Here is a 23,887-nt window from a genome sequence, read left to right as displayed (position 1 = left end):
GCTCAGCCTCGCGTGGGCGACGGGATGTGGGCCTCGGGATCGTGGCGCAGCCACAGCACTCCCAGCGGCGGCAGCACGACCGACGCACGCCCGCCGTCGCCCGCGTGGACCACGCCCATGTTGCCGACGCCCGAACCGCCGTACTCGAGCGCGTCGCTGTTGAGGATCTCGTGCCATACGCCGCGCTCGGGGAGGTCCAGCTCGTACGCGATGATCGGTGAGCCCGAGAAGTTCGCGACGACGACGACGGCGTTGCCGTGCCAGTCCCGCCGCACGAACGCCACGACGTTCGGGTTCCACGATGGTGCGCCCAGGCGCGTGAACGCCGCACCGTCGGTGTCTCGCGCCCACAATGCGGAATGCTCGCGGTACACACGGTTGAGCGATGCGACGAACCCGTGGAGCTGCGCGTGGGCGGGCTGATCGAGCAGCCACCAGTCGAGGGAGCGCGCCTCGGACCATTCCGAGAGCTGGCCGAACTCCTGGCCCATGAACAGCAGCTGCTTGCCGGGGTGACCCCACATGTACGCGAGGAAGGCCCGCATGTTTGCGAGCTTCTGCCAGTGGTCGCCGGGCATGCGGGAGAAGAGGCTGCCCTTGCCGTGCACGACCTCGTCGTGGCTGATCGGCAGCACGTAGTTCTCGCTGAAGGCGTACACGAACGAGAACGACAGCTCGCCCTCATGGTGGGAGCGGTACAAGGGGTCGCGCTTGATGTACTGCAGCGAGTCGTTCATCCAGCCCATGTTCCACTTGAACCCGAAGCCGAGCCCGGCATGGTTCGTGGGGGCGGTCACGCCGGGGAAGCTGGTCGACTCCTCGGCGATCATCGCGATGCCCGGGTAGCGCTTGTAGGCGGTCGCGTTGACCTCCTGCAGGAAGTGGATCGCCTCCAGGTTCTCGCGGCCGCCGTGGATGTTCGGCGCCCACTCTCCGTCCTCGCGCGAGTAGTCGAGGTAGAGCATCGAGGCGACCGCATCCACGCGCAGGCCGTCCACGTGGAACTCCTCGAACCAGTAGAGCGCGTTCGCGACGAGGAAGTTCCTCACTTCGCTTCGGCCGTAGTCGAAGATGTACGTCCCCCAGTCGCGATGCTCGCCGCGTCGCGGGTCGCCGTGCTCGTAGAGCGGCTCGCCGTCGAACCTGGCCAGGGCGAAGGCGTCCTTCGGGAAGTGTCCCGGGACCCAGTCCATGATCACGCCGATGCCGGCCTGATGCAGCCGGTCGATGAGGTATCGCAGGTCGTCGGGGTGCCCGAAGCGGCTCGTCGGGGCGTAGTAGCCGGTGACCTGGTAGCCCCATGATCCGCCGAAGGGGTGCTCGGCGAGCGGAAGGAACTCGACGTGCGTGAACCCCTGGGCGGTGACGTACTCGACGAGCGGTTCAGCGGCCTCGCGATAGCTCAGGCCCTGCCGCCACGAGCCGAGGTGAAGCTCGTACACCGACATCGGGCGCGAGACGGGGGTCGAGCGGGAGCGCTCGGCCATCCAGGCCGCGTCCCGCCAGGTGTACGAGGACTCCACGACGACCGACGCCGTCGCCGGCGGGACCTCGGCGAACCGCGCCATCGGGTCCGCCTTGAGCACCCATTCGCCACGACGGCTGAGCAGTTCGAACTTGTACGTCGTACCGGCGCCCACTCCCGGCACGAACAGCTCCCACACGCCGCTTCCGCCCATCGAGCGCATCGCGTGCGACTGGCCGTCCCAGTCGTTGAAGTCGCCGACGACGCGCACCGCGCGCGCGTTCGGCGCCCACACCGCGAACGCGGTGCCGGGCGTCCCGCCGTGCTCGCGCACGTGCGCCCCGAGCACGCGCCACAGCTCCTCGTGGCGGCCTTCGCCGATGAGGTGGAGATCGAGCTCGCCGACCGTCGGCGTGTGGCGGTAAGGGTCATCCGCGACGTGGTCGGGGCCTTCGGGGTAGGTCGCGACGAGCTGGTACGCGCGCAGCGCCCCGGCGCGCGTGCCCTCCCAGATCCCGGAGCGCACATGCTCCAGCGGCACGCGTGTGCCGTCGTCGAAGACGGCGGTGACGCTGCGTGCGAGAGGCCGGCGAGCCCGGACGGTCCAGACGGTCGCGCCCTCGCCGTCGCTGCCGGGGTGGATGCCGAGCACGGCGTGCGGGTCGTGGTGAGAGCCCGTCGCGACGGCGTCGAGCACCTGGTCTGCGTCCGTCATGGCTGCTCCTTCACGTGCAGGATGTGCACCGGCTCGGTGAACGCGTCGAGCATCACGAAGTTGTGATCGGACCATGTCCAACGGGAACCGGTGGCGAGATCCTCGACCTCGTACGGCTCACCGGGCTCAACGCCCCACACGCGTGTGTCGAGATGCACCATGGTCTGCCGCACCGAATGCGGGTCGGTGTTCACCACCACGATGATGGTGTCGGCCCGACCGTCGGGTGACAGCGCGGCGTCGAGGTGCTTCGAGTACACGAGGATCGCGTCGTCGTCGCTCCAGTGGATCGAGAGGTTGCGCAGCTGACGCAGCGCCGGGTGTGCGCGGCGGATCTCGTTCAGCCGGGCGAGGTAGGGCGCGAGCGAGTCGCCGTGCTCTTCGGCGCGGGCCCAGTCGCGCAGCTTGTACTCGTACTTCTCGTTGTCGATGTTCTCTTCCGACCCCGGACGCGCGACGTTCTCGTAGAGTTCGTAGCCCGCGTACACACCGTAGGTCGGCGCCGCGGTCGCCGCGATCGCCGCGCGGATGCGATATGCCGGTCGCCCCCCGAACTGCAGGTACTCCGTCAGGATGTCGGGCGTGTTCACGAAGAGATTCGGTCGCAGGAAGTCCGCCGTGTCGTGCGCGAGTCCCGACAGGAACTCCTCCAACTCGGCCTTGGTGTTGCGCCACGTGAAGTACGTGTAGCTCTGCTGGAACCCGGCCGCCGCGAGCGACTGCAGCGGGGCCGGCCGCGTGAAGGCCTCGGCGAGGAACACGACGTCCGGATCGGTCGCGTTCACCTCGCGGATCAGCCACTCCCAGAACTGGAGGGGCTTGGTGTGCGGGTTGTCGACGCGGAAGATCCTGACGCCCTGGGCGATCCAGTGCCGCACGACGCGCAGCACCTCGGCCCGGATCCCGTCGGGGTCGTTGTCGAAGTTGACCGGGTAGATGTCCTGGTACTTCTTGGGCGGGTTCTCGGCGTAGGCGATCGACCCGTCGGGGAGCGTCGTGAACCACTCCGGGTGCGCGGCGACCCACGGGTGGTCGGGTGCGGCCTGCAGCGCGAGGTCGAGCGCCACCTCGATCCCCTCGTCGCGCGCGGCGCGGACGAAGGCGCGGAAGTCGGAGAGCGTGCCCAGGTCGGGGTGCACCGTGTCGTGCCCGCCCGCGGCGGAGCCGATCGCCCACGGCGACCCCGGGTCGCTCGGCTGCGGGTCGAGCGTGTTGTTGCGTCCCTTGCGGTTCTGTGTGCCGATGGGATGGATCGGCGGGAGGTAGAGCACGTCGAAGCCCATCGCCGCGACACCCGGCAGGCGCTTCAGGGCGGTGCGGAACGTGCCGCTCTTGACCGTGCCGTCCTTAAGGCGCTTCGCGCCTTCGGAGCGGGGGAAGAACTCGTACCACGCCCCGACGCCCGCGCGCTCACGCTCGACCAGCAGCTCGAGATCCGGCCCGGTCGTGACCAGCGACATCAGCGGCCGTTCGCGGAAGTACCCGGCGATCGCCGGGTCCTCAACCGTCGCGAGCGCCTCGACGTCGTCGACGGCGGCGTCGCGCAGCCGCTGAGCCGCGTCGGCCAGGGCGCGCCGCTGACCGGTCGGACGGGACTTCTCGGCGCCGGCCCGATCGAACAGCGTCGCTCCGAGCTCGCGCATGAGCGCGGCATCCACCCCCGCCGCGATCTTGAGCGATGCCGCGTGCTCCCACGTCGCGAAGTCGTCCGCGAACGACTCGAATCGGAAGCGCCACACGCCCTGCTCGAGAAGGGCGACCTCGGTCCGCCAACGGTCGAACCCGTCGTCGAGCGCCGCGAGGCGGTGCAGCGACTCGTCGCCGGACGGAGAAAAGAGGCGCAGCTGCACGCCGATGCGATCGTGACCCTCGCGGAACGCCGTCACGCGGAACGGGACGACCTCTCCTTCGAACGCCTTCGGACGGTACTGGCCCCACGGCACGCTCGGGGAGGGCTTCGCGAGCGGCAGCCGCGGCGTGACGGTGTTGCGTTCGGGCTGCCAGGGCCCGGCCGCTCGGACAGGGATGGCCGAGGCGCTTCGCCACGGGCGGGAGCGCGTCGAGCGCGTCGTCGTCACCACGTCTCGAACCTATCGCGACGCCGCGCAGGGCGACAGCGACGCCACGGGCGGCTCCGGCTCATTCGGCGCGGAACAGATGCATCGCCGTCCCCGAGAGGCGGACGACGTCGCCCGGAGCGTGGCTGTCGCTGCCGGTGCGCGGGGTCTCGTCCTCGCTCGACCAGAGCGACACGAAGCGGGTGACGCCCTCGACCTCCGGCAGTGTCACCTCGGCGGGCCGCTCCGTGCCGTGGATCACGAGAAGGACCCGATTGAACTCCTCGATCTCGGGGGTCGAGGCGGCGACGTACTGGAGGGTGCGGTGCGCCGCGTCGTTCCATCGTTCGATCGACATCGTCTCGCCGTGCTCGTCGTACCATTCCATGACGGATGCCGAGGGCGTGTGTTCGCCGAGACGCGCGAAGCGGCTGGGGCGCAGCGCCGGGTTCTCGCGGCGCAGCGCCAGCAGGCGGCGCACGTGCGCGTACAGGTCGAGCTGCCAGGGTGCGTGCTCCCACGACAGCCACGTGAGCGGCGAGTCGTGGCAGTAGGCGTTGTTGTTGCCGCGCTGCGAGCGGGCGAACTCGTCGCCGGCTGCGAGCATCGGCACTCCGGCCGACAGGATCAGGGTGCCCAGCAGGTTCCGCATGGCCTTGCGCCGCGTCGCCAGGATCCCCTCATCGTCGGTGGGGCCTTCGGCGCCGTGGTTGAACGAGCGGTTGGTGTCGGCGCCGTCGCGGTTGTGCTCGCCGTTGCCGAGATTGTGCTTGACCTCGTAGCTGACCAGGTCGTGCAGCGTGAACCCGTCGTGGGCCGTGATGAAGTTGATGCCGGCGAGCGGCCCTCGCTCGGCGCTGAACGTGTTCGCGGACCCCGCGAGGCGCGTCGCGAAGCCGCCGATGCCGACCGGCGATGTCGAGGCGCGGCGTGCGTAGTCCACGTCGCTCAGCCAGAAGTTGCGGACCCGGTCGCGGTAGCGGTCGTTCCACTCCGTCCAGCCCTCGCCGAAGTTGCCGGTCTGCCATCCGCCCATGCCGACGTCCCACGGCTCGGCGATCTTCTTGACCCCGGCGAGCGCCGGATCCTCGACGATCGCGCGCAGCAGCGGGTGGTCGGGCGTGAAGGTGTGATTCGCGTCGCGGCCGAGTGTCGCCGCGAGATCGAACCGGAAGCCGTCGATCTGCACCTCCTCGGCCCAGTAGCGCAGCGAGTCGAGCACGAGGCGGGCCGCGGCATCCGTCGCCGTGTTCACCGAGTTGCCGCAGCCCGTGACGTCGATGTAGACGCCGTCGTCGTCCTGGCGGTAGTAGGCGCGGTTGTCGATACCGCGCAGGCTCGACCGCGGGCCGCCGATGCCTTCTTCGGAGGTGTGGTTGTAGACGACGTCGAGGATGACCTCGAGCCCCGCCTCGTGCAGCAGCCGCACCATGCCCTTGAACTCGCGCAGCACCGCCTCGGGGCCTTGTCGCTGTGCCTCTTCCGTGGCGTACGCGGCGTGCGGGGTGAAGAAGTTGACGCTGTTGTAGCCCCAGTAGTTGGCGAGCCCGTGCTGCAGCAGGCGGGGCTCGGTCGTGAACGCGTGGATCGGCAGCAACTCGATGCTGGTGACGCCGAGGTCGAGGAAGTGCTGCACCATCGCCGGGTGCGCGAGCCCGGCGTACGTGCCGCGCAGCGCGCCGGGAACGTCGGGATGCCGCTTCGAGAGGCCCTTGAGATGGCCCTCGTACAGCACGGTCCGGTCCATCGGGACAGCGGGCTTGCTGACGCCGCCCCAGTCGAACGAGCCGTCCACGACGACCGACCGCCAGCCGTCGTACCCGCTGCGCACCAGACCGCGCGTGTACGGCTCGACGAGGAGCGTGCCGCGGTTGAACGTGTTGCCCGGCCCGTGCGGTCCGTCGACCCGGATGGCATACCGGGTGCCCGGCCGCAGCAGCGGGGTCTCGAGCTCCCACACCCCTCCGCCCACGTCGGACAGCGGCACCGTGTCGGTGATCCAGTCCAGGTCGGTGTCGTCGAACACGACGAGCTCGACCGAGTCCGCGGCGGACGACCACACCCGCAGCGTCGCGCCGTGGTCGCCGAGCACGACCCCGAGACGGTCGAGCTCGGGGCGGAGCAGGCCGGCGGCGAGGAGGGTCGCGGTGTGGGACTCCGGACGGGACATGCGGACTACCATAACCATGGCGTGAGTCACGGGCGTTACGGGACTCGGTTCCGGAGATCCCGGAACCCGGGCGCATCAGCGGTACGTGTGCGAGGGAGGTCGGGGTGACGGTGTATCTCGATCACGCGGCGACGACGCCGCTGCGCCCGGAGGCGCGGGACGCGTGGCTGGAGGCGGCCGAGAGCGTCGGGAACGCCTCGTCCATCCACGGGCCGGGTCAGCAGGCGCGACGTGTGCTGGAGGATGCCCGCGAGCACCTCGCCGCGACCCTCGACTGCGACCCGATCGAGGTGGTGTTCACCTCGGGCGGGACCGAGGCGGTCAACCTCGCCGTCAAGGGACTGTGGTGGGGCCGGGCGACGGATGCCGACGCCGTCGTCCTGCCGGACGGCGAGCACCACGCGACGCTCGATGCCGTCGCGTGGCTCGCGGAGCAGGGCGCGCACGTGCGCGCAGCGGGTCTTGACGACGTCGGCCGGATCGGTGTCGACGCCTTCGCCGCCGCCCTTCAGGGAGCGGCGCTGGCGACGGCGCTCGTCGCGAGCAACGAGGTCGGCACGCTGAACGACGCGGCTGCCCTGGCGGCCGTGGCTTCGGATGCCAAGGTTCCGCTCCACCTGGACGCCGTAGCGGCGTTCGGGCATGTGCCGGTGTCTTTCCGCGGCTGGCGCGGCGAGGCGCACGGGCGCGCGGGACTGGTCGCCCTGAGCGTCTCGGCGCACAAGATCGGGGGACCGGCGGGCGTGGGCGCGCTCGCGGTCGCACGCGAGGCCCAGCTCTCGGCCCTCATTCACGGCGGAGGTCAGCAGCGGCGCCTTCGCGCGGGCACGCAGGACGTCGCGGGGGCGGCCGCCTTCGCCGTCGCCGCCGAGCTCGCGGCGGCCGAGCGCGAGACGGAGGCGGCACGGCTCTCAACGCTGCGCAACCGCCTCGTGCGCGGCATCCTCGAGTCGGTCCCCGGTGCCGAGCTGCTGGGCGACCCCGTCGTCCGCGTGCCGGGCAACGCGCATGTGCTCTTCCCCGGAGCATGGGGCGAGACGCTGCTCTTCCTGCTCGATCGTGAGGGCGTGGCGGTGTCGACGGGGTCGGCGTGCCAGGCGGGCGTGCCCGAGCCGTCTCACGTCGTGCTCGCCATGGGGCGGACGGATGCCGAGGCCCGCCAGGTGCTGCGCTTCACGCTGGGTCGCACCACCGGCGAGACCGACGTCGACGCGGTGCTCTCGGTGCTTCCGGGCGTCGTCGAACGGGCGCGAGCGGCGTCCGGCGCCCGCTCAGCCGTCGGTTCGTAGACTGGACCCATGCGTATCCTTGCGGCCATGAGCGGTGGCGTCGACTCCGCCGTGGCTGCGGCGCGCGCGGTCGACGCCGGACACGACGTCGTCGGCGTGCACCTCGCGCTCTCCCGCGCCGGCGGCACCCTGCGCACCGGCAGCCGCGGCTGCTGCACGATCGAGGACGCCATGGATGCGCGCCGCGCGGCCGACCGCCTCGGCATCCCCTTCTACGTGTGGGACTTCTCGGAGCGCTTCCGCGACGACGTGATCGACGACTTCGTCGCCGAGTACCGCGCCGGGCGCACGCCGAATCCGTGCATGCGCTGCAACGAGAAGATCAAGTTCGCGGCGCTTCTCGAGCGCGCCATCGAGCTGGGATTCGACGCCGTGTGCACCGGCCATTACGCGATGCTCGTCGACGGGCCCGAAGGACGGGAGCTGCACCGCGCGTCGGATGCGGCCAAGGACCAGTCCTATGTCCTCGGGGTGCTCAACGCCGAGCAGCTCGCTCACACCTACTTCCCGCTTGGCTCGACGCCGTCCAAGGCCGTCGTCCGCGCCGAGGCCGAGGCCCGCGGGCTCACCGTCGCCCACAAGCCCGACAGCCACGACATCTGCTTCATCCCGGACGGGGACACGCGCGGCTGGCTGGCCGACAAGGTCGGCGCCGAGCGCGGTGAGATCGTGGACCGCACCGGCGCCGTCGTCGGCTCGCACGAGGGAGCCCACGCGTTCACGGTCGGCCAGCGGCGCGGCCTCCAGCTGGGCGTCCCCGCCGCCGACGGGAAGCCCCGCTTCGTGCTCGAGGTGCGGCCGGTCTCGAACACCGTCGTCGTCGGCCCCAAGGAGGCGCTCGCGACGGCCGAGATCGCGGGGGAGCGGTACTCGTGGGCCGGGCGCGCGCCCGACGCGACGCAGTTCGCCTGCCACGTGCAGATCCGCGCCCACGCCGACCCGGTGCCGGCCCGCGCCGAACTCGCGGACGGGGTGCTCGCGGTGGTGCCCGAGACGCCGTTCGACGGCGTCGCGCCCGGCCAGACCGCCGTGCTCTACGACGGCACGCGAGTGGTCGGCCAGTTCACGATCGACCGCACGGTGTCGGCGGTGCCGGTCGGCGCCTGATCGCTCGCGCAGGCGTCGGGGGCCGCTCCTAGACTGGCGGGGTGACGGATGACGCAGACGTGGCCCTGCCCGACGACCCCGGCTTGGAGGCGGCGCGTGCGGAGGCCGCGCAGCTGACCGAGCGCATCCTCGACGCCCGCGACGCTTACTACGGCCGCAACGCCGAGATCGTCGACGACGCGACCTACGACGGCTGGATGCACCGGCTCGAAGAGCTGGAACGGCTGCACCCCGAGCTGCAGGGACAGGACTCGCCGACCCAGACGGTGGGCGCGGCCGAGAGCTCGATGTTCGCGCCCGTGGAGCACGCCGAGCGCATGCTCAGCCTCGACAACGTGTTCAGCGCCGAGGAGCTCCGCGAATGGTGCGTGAAGACGAAGTCCGCGGCCGGGCGCGACGTCCGGTGGCTCACCGAGCTGAAGATCGACGGCCTCGCCATCAGTCTGCGGTACGAGCGCGGCGTCCTCACCTCGGCCGCCACGCGCGGCGACGGGCGGATCGGCGAAGACGTCACGATGAACGCGGTCCGGGTGTCGGGCATCCCGCAGCGGCTCGCCGGCACGGGGCACCCCGACCTCGTCGAGGTCCGCGGCGAGGTGTTCATTCCGGTCAAGGCGTTCGAGGGACTCAACGCGCTGCAGGCCGACATGCGCGACCGTGCGGTCGCGGACGCCCGTGCCCGCAACCGCGGATTCGACGAGGCGAAGGCGCGCGTGAGCGCCGAGCGCCGCTTCCCGGCGTTCGCGAACCCGCGCAACGCAGCCTCGGGAGGACTGCGCCAGCAGCTCGACAAGAAGGACGGGCTCGAACGCGAGGCCGGTCAGGCACGACTCGATTCGCTGCGGCTGTTCGTCCACGGGATCGGTGCGTGGAGTCGCCCGCCGGTGTCGTCGCAGAGCGAGATCTACGCGCTGCTGGCCGAATGGGGCCTGCCCACGAGCCCCTACTTCCGCACGGCCGATGACATCGAGGGCGTGCTCGAGTTCGTCGAGTACTACGGCGAGCACCGTCACGCCGTCGAGCACGAGATCGACGGCGTCGTGGTGAAGGTCGACGAGCTCGATCTTCACGACGAGCTCGGTGCCACGAGCCGCGCACCGCGGTGGGCGATCGCGTACAAATACCCGCCTGAGCAGGTGAACACGAAGCTCCTCGACATCGTCGTGTCGGTGGGGCGCACGGGCCGCGCGACGCCGTTCGCGGTCATGGCGCCCGCGCGCGTGGCGGGCTCGGTCGTGCGCCAGGCGACGCTCCACAACCAGGACGTGGTGCGTGCCAAGGGCGTGCTGATCGGCGACACGGTGGTGCTCCGCAAGGCCGGCGACGTGATCCCCGAGATCCTCGGTCCGGTCGTGGAGCTCCGTGATGGCACCGAGCGCGAGTTCGTGATGCCCGAAGCCTGCCCCGAGTGCGGCTCGCCGCTCGCGCCCGCCAAGGAGGGCGACATCGACCTGCGCTGCCCCAATACGCGCGCGTGCCCCGCTCAGGTGCGCGGCCGCGTCGAGCACATCGGCTCGCGCGGGGCCCTCGACATCGAGGCGCTCGGCGAGGTCACGGCCGCCGCGCTCACCCAGCCGTCGGTTCCCGAGACGCCGCCGCTCGAGACCGAGGCGGCGCTGTTCGACCTCACGATCGAGCAGCTCGTGCCGATCGAGGTCGTCGTGCGCGACGCCGAGACGGGCGAGCCGCGCGTCGACGAGAAGACGGGCGAGCCGGTGCGCCGTGCGCCGTTCCGCCGCAACCCCAGCGCCGCCGAGAAGAAGGCCGGACTGACCGGCCCGCAGCCGTCGGCCCAGGCGCTCACCCTGCTCGACCAGCTCGAGCGCGCCAAGACGAAGGAGCTGTGGCGGTTCCTGGTGGCTCTCAACATCCGCCATGTCGGCCCTGTCGCGGCCCGGGCGCTCGCACAGTGGTTCGGATCCGTCGAGGCGATCCGCGCGGCGAGCCGCGACGAGCTCGCCGGCGTCGAGGGTGTCGGCGGGATCATCGCCGACTCGCTGCGGGATTGGTTCGAGATCGACTGGCACCGCGAGATCGTCGAGCGGTGGCAGGCCGCAGGCGCCCAGCTCGCGACGCCGGGGCATCCAGGTCCCGGGGCCGCCGCCGCGGGCGGCGGCGTGCTCGACGGGCTCACCGTCGTCGCCACCGGCTCGCTGGACGGCTACACGCGCGAGGGCGCGCAGGAGGCGATCATCAACGCCGGCGGCAAGGCGGCATCGAGCGTCTCGAAGAAGACCGACTTCGTCGCAGCAGGGCCTGGCGCCGGATCGAAGCTCGCCAAGGCCGAGGAGCTCGGCCTTCGCATCCTCGACGCGGCGCAGTTCCACATCCTCGTGACCGAGGGCCCCGCGGCTCTGGACGCGCTCGTCCCGGGGGAAGGGTGATCACGGCATGACCGAGTGGCTGTACCGCATCGTGCCGACGCGACCCGGGATGGTCTCCGCGCCGACGCCGGAGGAGCGCGACATCGTGGCCGCGCACTTCGAGTATCTCGTCGGCCTGCGCGATCGCGGCATCCTGATCCTCGCGGGGCGCACGCAGGAGGAGCACGACACCTTCGGGATCACGATCTTCGAAGCCGCCGACGAGAACGCCGCCCAGTCGGTGATGGATGCCGATCCCGGCGTCGCGCGCGGAGTCTTCACCGCCACGCTGCATCCCTACGCGGTCGCGGTCGCCCGCGACGGCCTCGGAGGCTGAGCCGCCGCTACTCCCCGGTGGTGAGCGTCAGCAGACGGTCCCGCACCTGACGGCGCAGCACCTTGCCGATCAGCGACTTCGGCAGCTCGTCGACGACGAACACGCGGCGCGGCAGCTTGTACGGCGTCAGGATGCCGCGTGCGAACTCGCGGACGTCCTCGACGTCGATCTCCTCGCCCGGGGCGACGACGATCGCCGCGACGACCTCTTCGCCGGAATGCTCGTTCGGGAGCCCGACGACGGCGGCGTCCTCGACCTGCGGGTGCTGCCGGAGCACGCTCTCGACCTCGGTCGGCGCGACATTGAAGCCTCCCGTGATGATGAGCTCCTTGATGCGGTCGACGATCCGCACGAATCCCGCGTCGTCGATCGTGACGATGTCCCCGGTGCGGAACCAGCCGTCGGCGAACACCGCCTCCGTCGCTTCGGGCTTGCCGTAGTACCCGCTGAACACCTGCGGCCCGCGAACGACGAGCTCACCGCGCTCGCCCGGGGGCACGTCCGTAGCGGGGTCGTCGGGGTCGACGACACGGCACTCGGTGCCGGGCAGCGGCAGCCCCACGGTCCCGGGCACGCGGTTGTCGGCGACGGGGTTCGCCATGAGCACGGGGGAGCACTCGCTGAGACCGTAGCCCTCCACCAGGTAGCCGCCGGAGGCCGCCTCGAAGGGCACCACGAGGTCGTGGGGGAGCGCCATGGCACCCGAGATCGCGACCTCGGTCCCGGCGAGCGACACGCCCTTCTCCTGCGCCGCCTTCAGCAGCCTGTCGGCGATCGGCGGGACGAGGGGGAGGAACGTCGCGGGGTGCTTCTCGGTCACCTGGAGCACCATGTCGGGGTCGAAGCGCGGGAACAGCACGAGGCGCGCGCCCATCGACATCGCGAAGGTCAGGCACAGCGTGAGGCCGTACGCGTGGAACATCGGCAGCACGGCGTAGACGACGCATCCGTCGCCGCGCACGATCGAGGGCACCCAGGCCCGCGCCTGCGCAGCGTTGGAGAGCAGGTTGCGGTGCGTGAGCGACGCGCCCTTCGGCGTCCCGGTGGTGCCGCTGGTGTACTGGATCAGCGCGAGATCGTCGGTGGCGGGTGTGGGATGCGAGGACGGGAGCAGCGTGGCGCCGACGACGTCCTCCCACGGCACAGTGCCGCTCACACGCGCGTGCAGGGCCTCGCGCGCCTCGCGTGCCTTCGCGATCGGCAGCTTCAGCGCGAGGCGCGTGCCGAACGGCATGGCCTTGGTGATGTCGACCGACACGAGCGCGGTGACGGCGAGATCCGCCGGGAACTCCTGGATCGTCTTGGCGACCTTCGTCCACACGATCGCGTGCTTCGCGCCGTGGTCCTCGAACTGCTTGCGCAGCTCGCGCGCCGTGTAGAGCGGGTTGTGCTCGATCACGACCGCGCCCAGGCGCAGGATCGCGTAGAACGCGACGATGTGCTGCGGGCAGTTCGGCAGCACGATCGCGACGGGATCGCCCGCTTTCACACCGAGGTCCCGCAGCCCCGCGGCCGCGCGCTCGATCTGCTCGTGAAGCGAACGGTACGACGTGGTGCGCCCGAAGAACTGCAGGGCAGGGGCATCCGGATAGTCGCGCGCGGACGCCGCGACGATGTCGACGAGGGAGCCGGTGACGGGTTCCAGGTCTTGCGGCACCCCCTCGGCGTAGCTGGCGATCCAGGGGCGCGGCGGGTCGTAGGTCGTCACGCGATCAGCCTATGCCGGGACGCCATGGGCCACAGGCGCGTCCCCGGTAGGCTGGGGGGGTGTCTGAAATCACCCCCGATCTCGTGCGCCATCTCGGTGTGCTCGCCAGGATCCAGCTGAGCGACGAGGAGGTCGAGCGCCTGACCGGGCAGCTCGATGTGATCGTCGACAACATCGCCAAGGTGTCGGAGGTGGCCACGCCCGATGTGCCGGCGACGAGCCATCCGATCGCCCTCGAGAACATCTACCGCTCGGACGTCGTCGGCGACCAGCTCACGCTCGAGCAGGTGCTCCAGAACGCACCGGATGCCGCGGACGGGCGTTTCCGCGTGACCGCGATCCTCGGCGAAGAGCAGTAAGGGGCTTTCGTGACCGATCTGACGAAGCTGAGCGCGTCCGCGCTCGCAGACAGGCTCGCCGCTGGCGAGGTCTCGAGCGTCGAGGCCACGCAGGCCCACCTCGACCGCATCGCGGCCGTCGACGGAGGCGTCCACGCGTTCCTCCATGTGAACGAGCACGCGCTCGAGGTCGCCGCCGACATCGACCGCCGTCGCGCCGCCGGCGAGGACCTCGGCCCCGTCGCCGGAGTCCCCCTCGCGATCAAGGACGTCCTCGTGACGACCGACATGCCGTCGACGAGCGGCTCGCGCATCCTCGAGGGCTACATGTCGCCGTACGACGCGACCGTGGTCGCGCGCAGTCGCGCGGCCGGTCTGGTGCCCCTGGGCAAGACCAACATGGACGAGTTCGCGATGGGTTCGTCGACCGAGCACTCCGCGTACGGTCCGACCCGCAACCCGTGGGACCTGGAGCGCATCCCCGGCGGCTCGGGCGGAGGCTCGGCGGCTGCGGTCGCCGCCTTCGAAGCGCCGCTCGCGCTCGGGTCGGACACCGGTGGCTCGATCCGCCAGCCCGCACATGTGACGGGAACCGTCGGCGTCAAGCCGACCTACGGCGGCGTGAGCCGGTACGGCGCGATCGCCCTCGCCTCATCGCTCGACCAGGTCGGCCCGGTGACCCGGACGGTCCTCGACTCGGGACTGCTGCACGACGTGATCGCCGGCCACGACCCGCACGATTCGACCTCGCTCGTGCACGAGTGGCCGTCGTTCGCCGCGGCCGCCCGCGAGGGGGCGACGGGCGAGGTGCTCAAGGGCCTCAAGGTCGGCGCCATCAGAGAACTCCCCGACAGCGGGTTCCAGCCCGGGGTGTCGGAGTCCTTCCGTGCGGCCCTCGCCGCAATGGAGGCGGCGGGCGCGGAGATCGTCGAGATCAGCGCTCCGCACTTCGAGTACGGCGTCGCCGCGTACTACCTGATCCTTCCCGCCGAGGCATCCAGCAACCTGGCGAAGTTCGATTCGGTGCGCTTCGGACTCCGCGTGAACGTGCCGGGAGGCACCGTCGAGGATGTCATGGCCGCCACGCGCGACGCCGGCTTCGGCGACGAGGTCAAGCGCCGCATCATCCTCGGCACGTACGCGCTGTCCGCGGGCTACTACGACGCCTATTACGGCTCGGCGCAGAAGGTGCGCACACTCATCCAGCGTGACTTCGATGAGGCCTTCGCCCGCGTGGACGTCATCGCGACGCCGTCGGCGCCGACCACGGCGTTCAAGCTGGGCGAGAAGATCGACGACCCCCTGCAGATGTACCTGAACGACGTCACCACCATCCCGGCGAACCTCGCCGGCGTGCCGGGCATCTCGATCCCCTCGGGCGTCGCGGCAGAGGACGGGCTTCCGGTCGGCATCCAGTTCCTCGCGCCGGCGCGCGAGGACGCGCGACTGTACCGGGTCGGTGCGGCGCTCGAGGCGATCCTCGTCGACTCGTGGGGCGCTCCGATCCTCGATCGTGCGCCCGAGCTCACCCACTCGACCCTCGGCTCGATCGGAGGCGCCCGCTGATGGCGAAGGACAAGCTGATGGACTTCGACAAGGCGCTCGAGCTGTTCGAGCCCGTCCTCGGGTTCGAGGTGCACGTCGAGCTCAACACCGAGACCAAGATGTTCTCGGGGGCGGCCAATCCCGCCAACTCGGCGAACCACGGTGCTCCGCCGAACACCCTCGTCGCTCCGGTCGACATGGGTCTTCCCGGATCGCTCCCGGTCGTCAACGAGACCGCCGTGCGCTCGTCGATCAGTCTGGGTCTCGCGCTCGGCTGCTCCATCGCGCCCTCGAGCAGGTTCGCGCGGAAGAACTACTTCTACCCGGATCTCGGCAAGAACTACCAGATCTCGCAGTACGACGAGCCCATCGCGTTCGAGGGAGAGGTCGAGGTCGAGCTCGACGACGGCACCGTGGTCGTGGTGCCGATCGAGCGAGCGCACATGGAGGAGGATGCCGGCAAGCTGACGCACGTCGGAGGCTCGACCGGGCGGATCCAGGGTGCGGAATACTCGCTCGTCGACTACAACCGCGCGGGCGTGCCGCTCGTCGAGATCGTCACGAAGCCGATCTTCGACACGGACCGCCGCGCTCCCGACGTGGCGAAGGCGTACGTGCGGACGATCCGCGACATCGTCCTGTCGCTGGGGATCTCTGACGCGCGCATGGAGCGCGGCAACCTCCGCTGCGATGCGAACGTCTCGCTGCGCCCCCGTGCCGCCGCGGGTGAGCCGCCCGCACCGCTCGGCACCCGGACCGAGACGAAGAACGTCAACTCGATGCGGTCCGTCGAGCGCGCCGTACGCTACGAGATCCAGCGCCAGGCGGCGATCCTCGCGGCGGGCGGCACCATCACGCAGGAGACACGTCATTGGCACGAGGACACCGGCACGACCTCGCCCGGCCGCCCGAAGTCGGACGCCGACGACTACCGCTACTTCCCCGAGCCCGATCTGCTCCCCGTCGTGCCGGCGCCGGAGCTGATCGAGCAGCTGCGCGCCGCCCTTCCCGAGCCGCCGGCCGCCCGGCGACGTCGGCTGAAGGCGGATTGGGGCTTCGGCGACATCGAGTTCCAGGGCGTCGTCAACGCGGGACTCCTCGCCGAGATCGAGGCCACCGTCGCGGCCGGGGCATCGCCCGCTTCCGCCCGCAAGTGGTGGATGAGCGAGATCAGCAGGATCGCGAACGCGGAGGGCCGCGAGGCCTCTGATCTCGTGACTCCCGCCGACGTCGCGGCGCTGCAGGGTCTCGTCGACGGGGGCACCCTCACCGACAAGCTCGCACGCCAGGTGCTGGAAGGCGTCATCGCCGGCGAGGGAACGCCGCAGGAGGTCGTCGACGCGCGCGGGCTCGCCGTCGTCTCGGACGACGGCGCGCTCATCGCCGCCATCGACGATGCCCTCGCGTCGCAGCCCGACGTGCTGGAGAAGATCCGCGACGGCAAGGTGCAGGCAGCGGGCGCCATCATCGGCGCCGTCATGAAGGCGATGAAGGGGCAGGCGGATGCCGCGCGCGTGCGCGAGCTGATCCTGGAGCGCGCCGGGTCCTGACCGGTGTGACGCGCGCCGCCGTGTCGGCGGGGCACGCGAGAATAGGACCATGGGGCGCGGGGACGGAACGGGCCGGCTCGTCTCACCCGAGGGTGCCGACGACACCGGTGCCGGCATCCTCCATGTCGACATGGACGCGTTCTACGCGTCGGTGGAGCAGCTCGACGACCCGTCGCTGCGCGGCAAGCCGATCATCATCGGCGCGCCCGACGGCCGCTCGGTCGTCTCGAGCGCGTCGTACGAGGCTCGTCGTTTCGGCGTCCGGTCGGCGATGCCGGTCGGGCAGGCGCTGCGGCTGTGCCCCACGGCGATCGTGGTGCTCCCGCATTTCGACCGGTATCTCGAGATGTCGTCTCGCGTGATGCGCATCTTCCGCGACATCACGCCGCTCGTCGAGCCGCTGTCGATCGACGAGGCGTTCCTCGACGTGCGAGGCGCGCGACGACTGTGGGGGAGCCCCGGCGAGATCGCGCGGATGCTGCGGCAGCGGGTGCTCGACGAGACCGGGCTGACCTGCAGCGTCGGCGCCGCGGCCACCAAGCACGTGGCGAAGATGGCCTCGACCATCAGCAAGCCGGACGGGCTGCTGGTCGTGCCCGAAGCCGACACTGCGGCGTTCCTCGCCCCGCGATCGGTGCGGGCGCTGTGGGGAGTCGGGCCGAAGGCCGCCGAGGCGCTCGAAGGTCGCGGCATCCGCACCATCGCGGACGTGCTCGACACGCCACGCGCCGTGCTCGACCGCGTTCTCGGCAACGCGATGGGCGGGCAGATCTGGCAGCTCGCTCGCGGCATCGACGCGCGCGAGGTCGATACGCGGCGCGTCGAGAAGAGCATCGGGCACGAGGAGACGTTCCACGACGACATCGCCGACGACGCGATCCTGCGCTCCGAGTTGCGACGACTCGCCGACCGCGTCGGTGCGCGGCTTCGCGGCGGCGGCTGGGAGGCCGCGACGATCGCCATCAAGGTCCGGTTCGCCGACTTCACGACGATCTCGCGCTCCCAGACGCTGCCGGAGCCCACGGCGGTCGGGCAGCGCATCGGCGACGCCGCGTACGAGTTGTTCTCGTCGGTCGACCGGGCGCTCCCGGTGCGCTTGATCGGCGTGCGCGCCGAGCGCCTGCGACCGAGCGGCACGGCGGCGCCCGGACTGTGGGATGACGATGAGGAGTGGCGGCGCGTCGAGGATGCCCTGGACGGCGCGGCGGCGAAGTTCGGCCGCGGCGCCGTGACGCGCGCGACGCTCCTCGGCAAGGCCCGCGGCGGAGGGACCCTGCCGTCGAATCCGCCGGCGCCCCGACTGGAGTCCGACTGATCCTGTGGGACGTACGGCTGTGCAGCCGAGCGTGTGCCCGCTACCGTTGACGCATGCCCAACATCGCACTGGAACTCGGCAAGCAGTCGGCGGCCTTCGGCGTCAAGAGCGCGTACGGCGAACAGCAGGATGTCGACGGCGTCCGGCTCATCCCGGTCGCGCTGACGTGGTCCGGGTTCGGGGGCGGGTCCGACGAGGCGGGCAACGGCGGTGGAGGAGGCGGCGGCTACGCGATCCCCATCGGGGCCTATATCCGCCGCGGCGACGATCTGCGCTTCGAGCCGAACATCGTCGCCCTCCTCACGGTGGCCGTGCCGTTCGTGTTCTTCGCCGGCCGCGCGCTGAGCCGTGTCATCCGCGCCCTCAAGAAGTAGCGCCGATCCGGTCGCGACGGCACTCGACGCCGCGGTGGCGCACCTCGTCCGCGCGGTGACGGCGGTCGCGGCATCCAACCCCGTCGTCCTCATCGACGGACGCAGCGGCGCGGGCAAGTCATCGCTCGCACGGGCGCTCGTCGCGCGCTGGCCGCTGGCGGGGAGAGTCCAGTCGGTCGCGCTCGACTCGATCTACCCCGGGTGGGACGGTCTCGACCAGGGCGTCGGCATCGCGCGGGAGCAGATCCTCGTTCCGCACGCCCGAGGGCTCATCGGGGTCTGGCAGCGATGGGACTGGGAGGCGGATGCCCCGGCCGAGGCTCATGCGGTCGACCCGGCGCTGCCGTTGATCGTGGAGGGCGTCGGCATCCTGACACCGGCGACCGCGAGCCTCGGCGACATCCGCGTGTGGCTCGAGTCCCCGTCGGCGTCGCGCAAACGGCGCGCGCTCGCCCGCGACGGTGAGACGTACCGTCCGCACTGGGAACGATGGGCGCGGCAGGAGGAGAGCCACGTGCAGCACGACGAGCCCACACGGCTCGCCACCCACGTGTTCGCCGTGCCGTGAGCCGCCACCTGGATCGGCCGGCGGCTCGGGCCGAGCGGCTTCAAGCTTCGTCGTCGACAGCGGCCACGAGTCCGTCGAGGCGGTACCCCAGCCAGTCGTAGATCCCGAAGCGCGGGTCATCGGGGTCGTGGTCCTCGGCGACCTCGATGCCGAGGCGGCTGGCGAGCACCAGCCGGATCGCGGCCAGCGTCCGCAGCCACGCTCGCGCCGTCAACGGATCGAGCCGGAGCTGGACCTGCTCGAGGAGCGCGGGGTCGTCGAGATCGTCGGGGAACGTCGCCACGTCACCCAGCGACGCGAGCACACGGTCGGCATCGTCACGCCGCCGGTCGAGGAGGTCGGCCTCGGTGAGGCGCCGGAACTCGCGCGCCGCGGTCTCGTCGTCGTACGCGGCCGGAACCAGCCGTGCGATGGCGGGATCGCCGTTGTCGCTGATCGAGTCCTGGAGAAGCTCGCCGAACTGCACGACGAGCCGTGCCAGGTGCGCGGCTTCGATGCGGGAGAGTTCGAGGACGACGATGCGTGCGGTCATCGCGGGGCCCGCCGCACTGTGGCCCAGAGTCCGTAGTCGTGCATGGCCTGTGCGTGCATCTCCATCTTCTCGCGCGGTCCTTCGGCGACCACCGCGTGACCTTCGTTGTGGACGGCGAGCATGAGCCGCTCCGCCTCGGCGCGGGGGAGCCCGAAGTACTCGCGGAACACGTGTGTCACGTAGCTCATCAGGTTCACGGGGTCGTCCCACACGACGGTCTGCCAGGGCCGATCCGGGTCGACGTCGCCGGCGAGGGCGGTGCGCTCGTCGGTCTGCGGGGTGGCGATCGGCGCCATCACGCCCACCCCAGCTCGTGGAGCCGGTCGTCGTCGATCCCATAGAAGTGGGCGATCTCGTGGACCAGCGTGGTGTGGATCTCGTCGCGAAGCGCGTCCTCGTCGTCGCAGGCCGCGAGGTGCGGCTCACGGTACACGATGATGCGATCAGGCAGCTCGCCGATCCCGTAGCGCTCCCGCTCGGTGAGCGCCCAGCCGTCGTAGAGGCCCAGCAGGTCGAGGGTGCCGTCCTCGGGCCGATCCTCGACGACGAAGACCACGTTGTCGAGCCCCTCGACCATGTCGTCGGGGAGTGCGTCGAGCTCGTCGATCACGAGCTGCTCGAAGGCCGTGGCATCCATCTCCATCATGATGCCTCGCCCCGACGCGATCGGGGCGCACACCGTGCGCCCCGATCGAAGGGATTGGGGTGAGTAACGGGACTTGAACCCGCGACCCCCTGGACCACAACCAGGTGCTCTACCAACTGAGCTATACCCACCATGTCTCCCGCCTGCGCGGGCAACCAGAAGATTCTCTCACACCTCAGGGGCAAACGACGACACGACGGAGGCCGCCACCGCCCGCGCCCCGTCGCTGGTCGGACCCGGCTCCGGGACGAAGACCGCCTGGCGGTAGTACGCCAGTTCGCGGATCGATTCGAGGATGTCGGCGAGAGCGCGGTGGCCGCCGTCCTTGGCGGGTGCGTGGATGTACGCGCGCGGATACCAGCGTCGCGACAGCTCCTTGATGCTCGACACGTCGACGTTGCGATAGTGCAGCCAGCGGTCGACACGCGGCATGTACTTCGCGAGGAACATGCGGTCGGTGCCGATGGTGTTCCCGGCCAGCGGTGCCTTGCCCTCCAGGGGCACGAACCTCTGGATGTACTCGAGCACCTGGAACTCGGCGTCGGCGACGCTGACGCCGTGGGGGATCTCGTCGAGCAGGCCCGAGTGGCGATGCATGTTCGTGACGAACTCGTTCATGTGCTCGAGCGCCGAGGCGTCCGGCTTGATCACGATGTGGAATCCGGGGTCGAGGGGGCGCAGCTCGAAGTCCGTCACCACGACCGCGATCTCGACCAGTTCGTCGACCGCGAGGTCGAGTCCTGTCATCTCGCAGTCGATCCAGACCAGTCGGTCGTTGTCGGATGCCCCCACCATGTGCTCCATCCTATTGACGGACCCAGACAGCGGGCTCGGCCGTGTCGCCGAGCCCGTCGCCCCTCCGGGAGGATTCGAACCCCCGACCTTGCGGGTAGAAGCCGCTCGCTCTGTCCCCTGAGCTACGGAGGGAAGGGTGGTCTCCCAGGTTACCGGGTCGGCGGCGGCTGCCGCGGACCCTGGCGCCCTGGCGTGCCCCGGCGTAGCGTCGGACGCGGAAGCCCCGAAAGGAGTTCGCGATGACCACCACGCAGACGCACCATGCGCTCTGGGTCGCCTACGGCACGTCCGGCGTCGTCGGAAGCATCCGCAAGGACGACGACGGATACACCGTGACGATGGCGGGCGCGGAACGGTCCGCCGGCACGTATCCATCCATGGAGATCGCCAAGAGCGCACTGCACGCGCGGATGGCGCCGGGGAGCGACTGGCCCCAGTTCCGCGAGCACTGAGTCTCGCCGCGGCGCTCGTCGGACGACGGATGCCGCCCCGCGCGTCGACGGTGTGTGCGCGCTCGCCGGTCAGGCTGCGGGCTGCGCGGATCCCGCAGCCGGCTCGGCGACCGTCGTCCGCGGTGCGCGGCGCGTGTCGAGGAGCGGGAGGGCCAGGTGCACGAGGGGGCCGATGAGCACCGCGAAGAGCACCGTGCCGATGCCCACGGTGCCGCCGAGGAGCCATCCGATCGCGAGCACGGAGAGTTCGACGAGGGCCCGGCACAGCCAGATCGGCCAGCCGAGGCGCGCGTGCATGCCCGTCATGAGCCCGTCCCGCGGTCCGGGCCCGAAGTGAGCGCCGATGTAGAGCCCCGACGCCACGGCGACGACCACGATGCCGGCGAGGAGCACCGCCACCTGGGCGAAGACCCCGGTGACCGGGGGGACGACGCCCAGCACGAGCTGCATGCTGGTGCCCACGAGCAGGATGTTCGCGATCGTGCCGACTCCGGGCTTCTGCCGCAGCGGGATCCAGAGCAGCAGCACGAAGAACCCGACGATGTTGGTGATCCACCCGATGCCGATGCCGGTGCGCACCGAGAGGCCTTGCGCGAACACCGTCCACGGGTCGACGCCGAGGCCGGCCTCCACGGTCAGGGCGCATCCGGCGCCGTAGAGGAAGAGCCCGACCAGCAGTTGAACGACACGGCGTGGCATAGGGACCATCCAATCGCATGATTGGCTCGAAGTGAGCGGTCCAATGTGACTACGCTGGCCTCATGGACTCCCGGATCTCGGCGCGCGCCCTCGCGGCGGCGCTCGGTGGGTGGCGCACGCGTGAACCGGCGTACGAGGCGCTCGCCGACGGCATCCGCCTGCTGTGTCTCGACAACAGGCTGGCGCCGCGCACGGCGCTTCCGGCGGAACGCGAACTGGCGACGGCCCTGCAGCTGAGCCGCAGCACGGTCGCCGCGGCATACCGGAGCCTGCGCGAGACCGGGCACATCTCGAGCCTCCGCGGATCCGGCAGCGTGACGCTGCCGCTGGGCAGAAGCGAACCCGGGCGAGCGACCGCGCTCGAGGGCATGGTCGACCTTCAGCAGGCCAGCCCCCCGGCCTGGCCCGGTCTCGCGGGAGTCATCACGGAGGTCGCCGGTACCGCACCCGCGCTCGTCGCCCGCGTCGGGTACGACGTGCTCGGCCGGATCGAGCTGCGGCGAGCGATCGCCGAGCGTTACACGCAGCGAGGCATCCCGACGGAGCCGGGGGAGGTGCTGGTGACCACCGGCGCGCAGAGCGCCATCCATCTCATCGCATCGGTGCTCATCGGACGCGGCGATCGCGTGCTCGTGGAGACGCCGACATACCCGCACGCGGTCGACGCGCTCCGGCGCGCGGGCGCCCGTCTGGTCGGAGTGCCGGTGACGACAGGGGAGGGCTGGGACCTGGACCGCGCCGAGCAGGCCTCCGCGCGCACGCTCCCCGTCATGGCCTACCTCATGCCGGACTTCCAGAATCCGACGGGGCGCAGCATGACGGCCGCGGAGCGAGACGCCCTGCTGCTCGCCGGCGAGCGCGCGGGCGCGGTGATCGTCCTCGACGAGACCACTGCGGATCTCGACATCGATCGCGCGCCGCTCGCGTCGGGTTTCGAGGGATCCGAGCCCGGCACCGTGGTGCGCATCGGATCGCTCGGCAAGACCGTGTGGGGTGGACTGCGGGTCGGCTGGGTGCGTGCCGATGGGGATCTCATCAGGCGACTCGTCGCAGCGAGGCCGACCCATGATCTGGGGACGCCGGAGTTCGAACAGGCGGTCGCCACGCGGCTCCTCGACAGATTCCCCGAGATTCTCGAGCAGCGATCGGATCTTCTGCGCGAGGGTCGCGATGCGGTCGTGCGCGTGGTCCGCGAAGAGCTGCCGCAGTGGGGTGTCCCGGATGTGCACGGGGGAGTCTCGCTCTGGCTCGAGCTCGACGCACCGCTCAGCTCGAGTCTGGTGCTGGCGGCGCGATCCCGGGGGGTCCTGCTCAGCGCCGGCCCGCGGTTCTCGATCGAAGGCGGTCACGATCGTCATCTGCGCGTGCCGTTCACCGCGCCGCCCGACGAGCTGACCCGAGCGGTGCGCGCGCTCGCCGACGTCTGGCGGACCGTGATCGCCGAGGCGCCGAGCGGCCTGCTCGACCGCGTCGGCGCCCTGGTCTGAGCCGCGCTCAGCGGGCGAAGCGCAGGCAGTCGACGGCGTCGTCAGGACTCCAGAAGTCGCCGAGGTCGCGGAACGCGCCCGACGCCGGGTGGAACCGTCGTGCACGGAACCTCACACCCCCGCGGACGGCGATGGCTTGAAGGTGACCGAGGACGCGACCCGACCTGTCGAGGACGCGCCACAGCGACGGCGCCGCGTCGGCGAGCCGGACGCCGGCGCCGCGTGCCAGCATCGGCGCCGAGTTGAGTGGTGCTTCGATCGTCGTGTTCATGAGAACTCCTCTCGATTCGAAGATATCTTCGGCTTCCGACATCCCGTCCGCGTCGCACCGGCTCCTCCCCATCGGCGGTGCGCGCAGGATTTTCCCCAGATCGG

Annotated in this window: 22 protein-coding genes and 2 tRNA genes; 12 read left to right on the top strand and 12 right to left on the bottom strand. The window is 70.8% G+C overall.

Features of this window, described 5'->3' with window-relative positions; genetic code table 11:
* Positions 1 to 2: 2 nt before the first annotated feature.
* Genes glgB through glgX form a run of 3 tightly spaced genes read right to left on the bottom strand, consistent with a single transcriptional unit; the run spans position 3 to position 6,407 of the window.
* Positions 3 to 2,180 carry a 1,4-alpha-glucan branching protein GlgB gene (gene glgB, locus AC3ANN_RS09400; RefSeq protein ID WP_488340705.1) on the bottom strand — a complete coding sequence of 726 codons (2,178 nt, stop codon included), beginning with the start codon at positions 2,178 to 2,180 and terminating at the stop codon, positions 3 to 5.
* Entirely contained in the window at positions 2,177 to 4,261 is a 2,085-nt protein-coding gene (locus tag AC3ANN_RS09395; protein WP_488340704.1) for a maltotransferase domain-containing protein, read from the bottom strand. Before AC3ANN_RS09395 ends, glgB begins: the two co-directional genes overlap by 4 nt.
* 58 nt (positions 4,262 to 4,319) lie before the next feature.
* Positions 4,320 to 6,407 carry a glycogen debranching protein GlgX gene (gene glgX / locus AC3ANN_RS09390; protein WP_488340703.1) on the bottom strand — a complete coding sequence of 696 codons (2,088 nt, stop codon included), beginning with the start codon at positions 6,405 to 6,407 and terminating at the stop codon, positions 4,320 to 4,322.
* A 104-nt stretch (positions 6,408 to 6,511) separates the two neighbouring features.
* On the opposite strand from glgX, the gene AC3ANN_RS09385 reads away from it, so the two are divergent.
* From AC3ANN_RS09385 to AC3ANN_RS09370, 4 genes are read left to right on the top strand one after another with little or no spacing between them, the layout of a single operon-like run.
* Complete coding sequence (locus AC3ANN_RS09385; protein ID WP_488340702.1) at positions 6,512 to 7,696, top strand: cysteine desulfurase family protein; 1,185 nt, start codon at positions 6,512 to 6,514, stop codon at positions 7,694 to 7,696.
* Between the two features lie 9 nt (positions 7,697 to 7,705).
* On the top strand, positions 7,706 to 8,803 hold the full coding sequence (gene mnmA, locus AC3ANN_RS09380) for a tRNA 2-thiouridine(34) synthase MnmA (RefSeq protein ID WP_488340701.1): 1,098 nt from the start codon (positions 7,706 to 7,708) through the stop codon (positions 8,801 to 8,803).
* 41 nt (positions 8,804 to 8,844) lie between these two features.
* Positions 8,845 to 11,187 carry an NAD-dependent DNA ligase LigA gene (gene ligA, locus AC3ANN_RS09375; protein ID WP_488340700.1) on the top strand — a complete coding sequence of 781 codons (2,343 nt, stop codon included), beginning with the start codon at positions 8,845 to 8,847 and terminating at the stop codon, positions 11,185 to 11,187.
* A 7-nt stretch (positions 11,188 to 11,194) separates the two neighbouring features.
* Complete coding sequence (locus AC3ANN_RS09370) at positions 11,195 to 11,503, top strand: YciI family protein (RefSeq protein ID WP_488340699.1); 309 nt, start codon at positions 11,195 to 11,197, stop codon at positions 11,501 to 11,503.
* Positions 11,504 to 11,510: 7 nt separating this feature from the next.
* Here the strand turns inward: AC3ANN_RS09370 and AC3ANN_RS09365 are convergent, their stop codons facing one another.
* The gene (locus tag AC3ANN_RS09365) at positions 11,511 to 13,211 is read right to left on the bottom strand and encodes a long-chain-fatty-acid--CoA ligase (RefSeq protein ID WP_488340698.1); all 1,701 of its coding nucleotides are present in this window, start codon (positions 13,209 to 13,211) and stop codon (positions 11,511 to 11,513) included.
* 59 nt (positions 13,212 to 13,270) lie between these two features.
* On the opposite strand from AC3ANN_RS09365, the gene gatC reads away from it, so the two are divergent.
* The 6 genes from gatC to AC3ANN_RS09335 are packed head-to-tail and all read left to right on the top strand — an operon-like array spanning position 13,271 to position 18,901.
* On the top strand, positions 13,271 to 13,570 hold the full coding sequence (gatC, locus tag AC3ANN_RS09360; protein WP_488340697.1) for an Asp-tRNA(Asn)/Glu-tRNA(Gln) amidotransferase subunit GatC: 300 nt from the start codon (positions 13,271 to 13,273) through the stop codon (positions 13,568 to 13,570).
* 9 nt (positions 13,571 to 13,579) lie between these two features.
* Positions 13,580 to 15,115 carry an Asp-tRNA(Asn)/Glu-tRNA(Gln) amidotransferase subunit GatA gene (gene gatA / locus AC3ANN_RS09355; RefSeq protein ID WP_488340696.1) on the top strand — a complete coding sequence of 512 codons (1,536 nt, stop codon included), beginning with the start codon at positions 13,580 to 13,582 and terminating at the stop codon, positions 15,113 to 15,115.
* A complete protein-coding gene (gatB, locus tag AC3ANN_RS09350; protein ID WP_488340695.1) occupies positions 15,115 to 16,644 on the top strand; it encodes an Asp-tRNA(Asn)/Glu-tRNA(Gln) amidotransferase subunit GatB in 1,530 nt (509 codons plus the stop codon). Before gatA ends, gatB begins: the two co-directional genes overlap by 1 nt.
* Before the next feature lie 49 nt (positions 16,645 to 16,693).
* Positions 16,694 to 17,959 carry a DNA polymerase IV gene (dinB, locus tag AC3ANN_RS09345; RefSeq protein ID WP_488340694.1) on the top strand — a complete coding sequence of 422 codons (1,266 nt, stop codon included), beginning with the start codon at positions 16,694 to 16,696 and terminating at the stop codon, positions 17,957 to 17,959.
* Between the two features lie 53 nt (positions 17,960 to 18,012).
* The gene (locus tag AC3ANN_RS09340; RefSeq protein WP_488340693.1) at positions 18,013 to 18,333 is read left to right on the top strand and encodes a hypothetical protein; all 321 of its coding nucleotides are present in this window, start codon (positions 18,013 to 18,015) and stop codon (positions 18,331 to 18,333) included.
* Positions 18,308 to 18,901, top strand: a complete 594-nt coding sequence (locus AC3ANN_RS09335; RefSeq protein ID WP_488340692.1) for a nucleoside/nucleotide kinase family protein — start codon at positions 18,308 to 18,310, stop codon at positions 18,899 to 18,901. Before AC3ANN_RS09340 ends, AC3ANN_RS09335 begins: the two co-directional genes overlap by 26 nt.
* 40 nt (positions 18,902 to 18,941) lie before the next feature.
* Here AC3ANN_RS09335 and AC3ANN_RS09330 read toward each other — a convergent pair whose 3' ends face one another.
* The 6 genes from AC3ANN_RS09330 to AC3ANN_RS09305 all read right to left on the bottom strand — a co-directional run bounded on the left by AC3ANN_RS09330 (position 18,942) and on the right by AC3ANN_RS09305 (position 21,006).
* Positions 18,942 to 19,433: a DUF2017 family protein gene (locus AC3ANN_RS09330; protein WP_488340691.1), complete on the bottom strand. Its 492-nt coding sequence runs from the start codon at positions 19,431 to 19,433 to the stop codon at positions 18,942 to 18,944.
* Positions 19,430 to 19,729, bottom strand: a complete 300-nt coding sequence (gene clpS, locus AC3ANN_RS09325) for an ATP-dependent Clp protease adapter ClpS (protein WP_488340690.1) — start codon at positions 19,727 to 19,729, stop codon at positions 19,430 to 19,432. The genes AC3ANN_RS09330 and clpS overlap by 4 nt, the downstream gene beginning before the upstream one ends.
* The gene (locus AC3ANN_RS09320) at positions 19,729 to 20,070 is read right to left on the bottom strand and encodes a metallopeptidase family protein (RefSeq protein WP_488340689.1); all 342 of its coding nucleotides are present in this window, start codon (positions 20,068 to 20,070) and stop codon (positions 19,729 to 19,731) included. Before AC3ANN_RS09320 ends, clpS begins: the two co-directional genes overlap by 1 nt.
* A gap of 64 nt (positions 20,071 to 20,134) precedes the next feature.
* Positions 20,135 to 20,210, bottom strand: a tRNA-His gene (locus AC3ANN_RS09315).
* 37 nt (positions 20,211 to 20,247) lie between these two features.
* The gene (gene orn, locus AC3ANN_RS09310; protein WP_488340688.1) at positions 20,248 to 20,874 is read right to left on the bottom strand and encodes an oligoribonuclease; all 627 of its coding nucleotides are present in this window, start codon (positions 20,872 to 20,874) and stop codon (positions 20,248 to 20,250) included.
* 59 nt (positions 20,875 to 20,933) lie between these two features.
* A tRNA-Arg gene (locus tag AC3ANN_RS09305) sits at positions 20,934 to 21,006 on the bottom strand.
* Positions 21,007 to 21,113: 107 nt separating this feature from the next.
* Here AC3ANN_RS09305 and AC3ANN_RS09300 point away from each other — a divergent pair.
* Entirely contained in the window at positions 21,114 to 21,326 is a 213-nt protein-coding gene (locus AC3ANN_RS09300; RefSeq protein WP_488340687.1) for a methyltransferase, read from the top strand.
* 69 nt (positions 21,327 to 21,395) lie between these two features.
* Here AC3ANN_RS09300 and yczE read toward each other — a convergent pair whose 3' ends face one another.
* Positions 21,396 to 22,025: a membrane protein YczE gene (yczE, locus tag AC3ANN_RS09295; protein ID WP_488340686.1), complete on the bottom strand. Its 630-nt coding sequence runs from the start codon at positions 22,023 to 22,025 to the stop codon at positions 21,396 to 21,398.
* A gap of 62 nt (positions 22,026 to 22,087) precedes the next feature.
* Between yczE and yczR the strand changes: the two genes are divergently transcribed.
* Positions 22,088 to 23,512 carry a MocR-like transcription factor YczR gene (gene yczR, locus AC3ANN_RS09290; RefSeq protein ID WP_488340685.1) on the top strand — a complete coding sequence of 475 codons (1,425 nt, stop codon included), beginning with the start codon at positions 22,088 to 22,090 and terminating at the stop codon, positions 23,510 to 23,512.
* 7 nt (positions 23,513 to 23,519) lie between these two features.
* Here the strand turns inward: yczR and AC3ANN_RS09285 are convergent, their stop codons facing one another.
* The gene (locus tag AC3ANN_RS09285; protein WP_488340684.1) at positions 23,520 to 23,783 is read right to left on the bottom strand and encodes a hypothetical protein; all 264 of its coding nucleotides are present in this window, start codon (positions 23,781 to 23,783) and stop codon (positions 23,520 to 23,522) included.
* Between the last annotated feature and the right edge of the window lie 104 nt (positions 23,784 to 23,887).

This window comes from Microbacterium sp. STRO-2N (assembly GCF_057747775.1).
This window is presented reverse-complemented; position numbering and strand designations above follow the sequence as displayed.

Coding starts and splice junctions, on each gene's coding strand:
- gatB (WP_488340695.1), top strand. CDS start 15,115: ATGGCGAAGGACAAGCTGATGGACTTCGACAAGGCGCTCGAGCTGTTC.
- mnmA (WP_488340701.1), top strand. CDS start 7,706: ATGCGTATCCTTGCGGCCATGAGCGGTGGCGTCGACTCCGCCGTGGCT.
- orn (WP_488340688.1), bottom strand. CDS start 20,874: ATGGTGGGGGCATCCGACAACGACCGACTGGTCTGGATCGACTGCGAG.
- dinB (WP_488340694.1), top strand. CDS start 16,694: ATGGGGCGCGGGGACGGAACGGGCCGGCTCGTCTCACCCGAGGGTGCC.
- yczE (WP_488340686.1), bottom strand. CDS start 22,025: ATGCCACGCCGTGTCGTTCAACTGCTGGTCGGGCTCTTCCTCTACGGC.
- yczR (WP_488340685.1), top strand. CDS start 22,088: ATGGACTCCCGGATCTCGGCGCGCGCCCTCGCGGCGGCGCTCGGTGGG.
- AC3ANN_RS09285 (WP_488340684.1), bottom strand. CDS start 23,783: ATGAACACGACGATCGAAGCACCACTCAACTCGGCGCCGATGCTGGCA.
- glgX (WP_488340703.1), bottom strand. CDS start 6,407: ATGTCCCGTCCGGAGTCCCACACCGCGACCCTCCTCGCCGCCGGCCTG.
- AC3ANN_RS09320 (WP_488340689.1), bottom strand. CDS start 20,070: ATGGATGCCACGGCCTTCGAGCAGCTCGTGATCGACGAGCTCGACGCA.
- glgB (WP_488340705.1), bottom strand. CDS start 2,180: ATGACGGACGCAGACCAGGTGCTCGACGCCGTCGCGACGGGCTCTCAC.
- AC3ANN_RS09300 (WP_488340687.1), top strand. CDS start 21,114: ATGACCACCACGCAGACGCACCATGCGCTCTGGGTCGCCTACGGCACG.
- clpS (WP_488340690.1), bottom strand. CDS start 19,729: ATGGCGCCGATCGCCACCCCGCAGACCGACGAGCGCACCGCCCTCGCC.
- AC3ANN_RS09370 (WP_488340699.1), top strand. CDS start 11,195: ATGACCGAGTGGCTGTACCGCATCGTGCCGACGCGACCCGGGATGGTC.
- AC3ANN_RS09340 (WP_488340693.1), top strand. CDS start 18,013: ATGCCCAACATCGCACTGGAACTCGGCAAGCAGTCGGCGGCCTTCGGC.
- AC3ANN_RS09330 (WP_488340691.1), bottom strand. CDS start 19,433: ATGACCGCACGCATCGTCGTCCTCGAACTCTCCCGCATCGAAGCCGCG.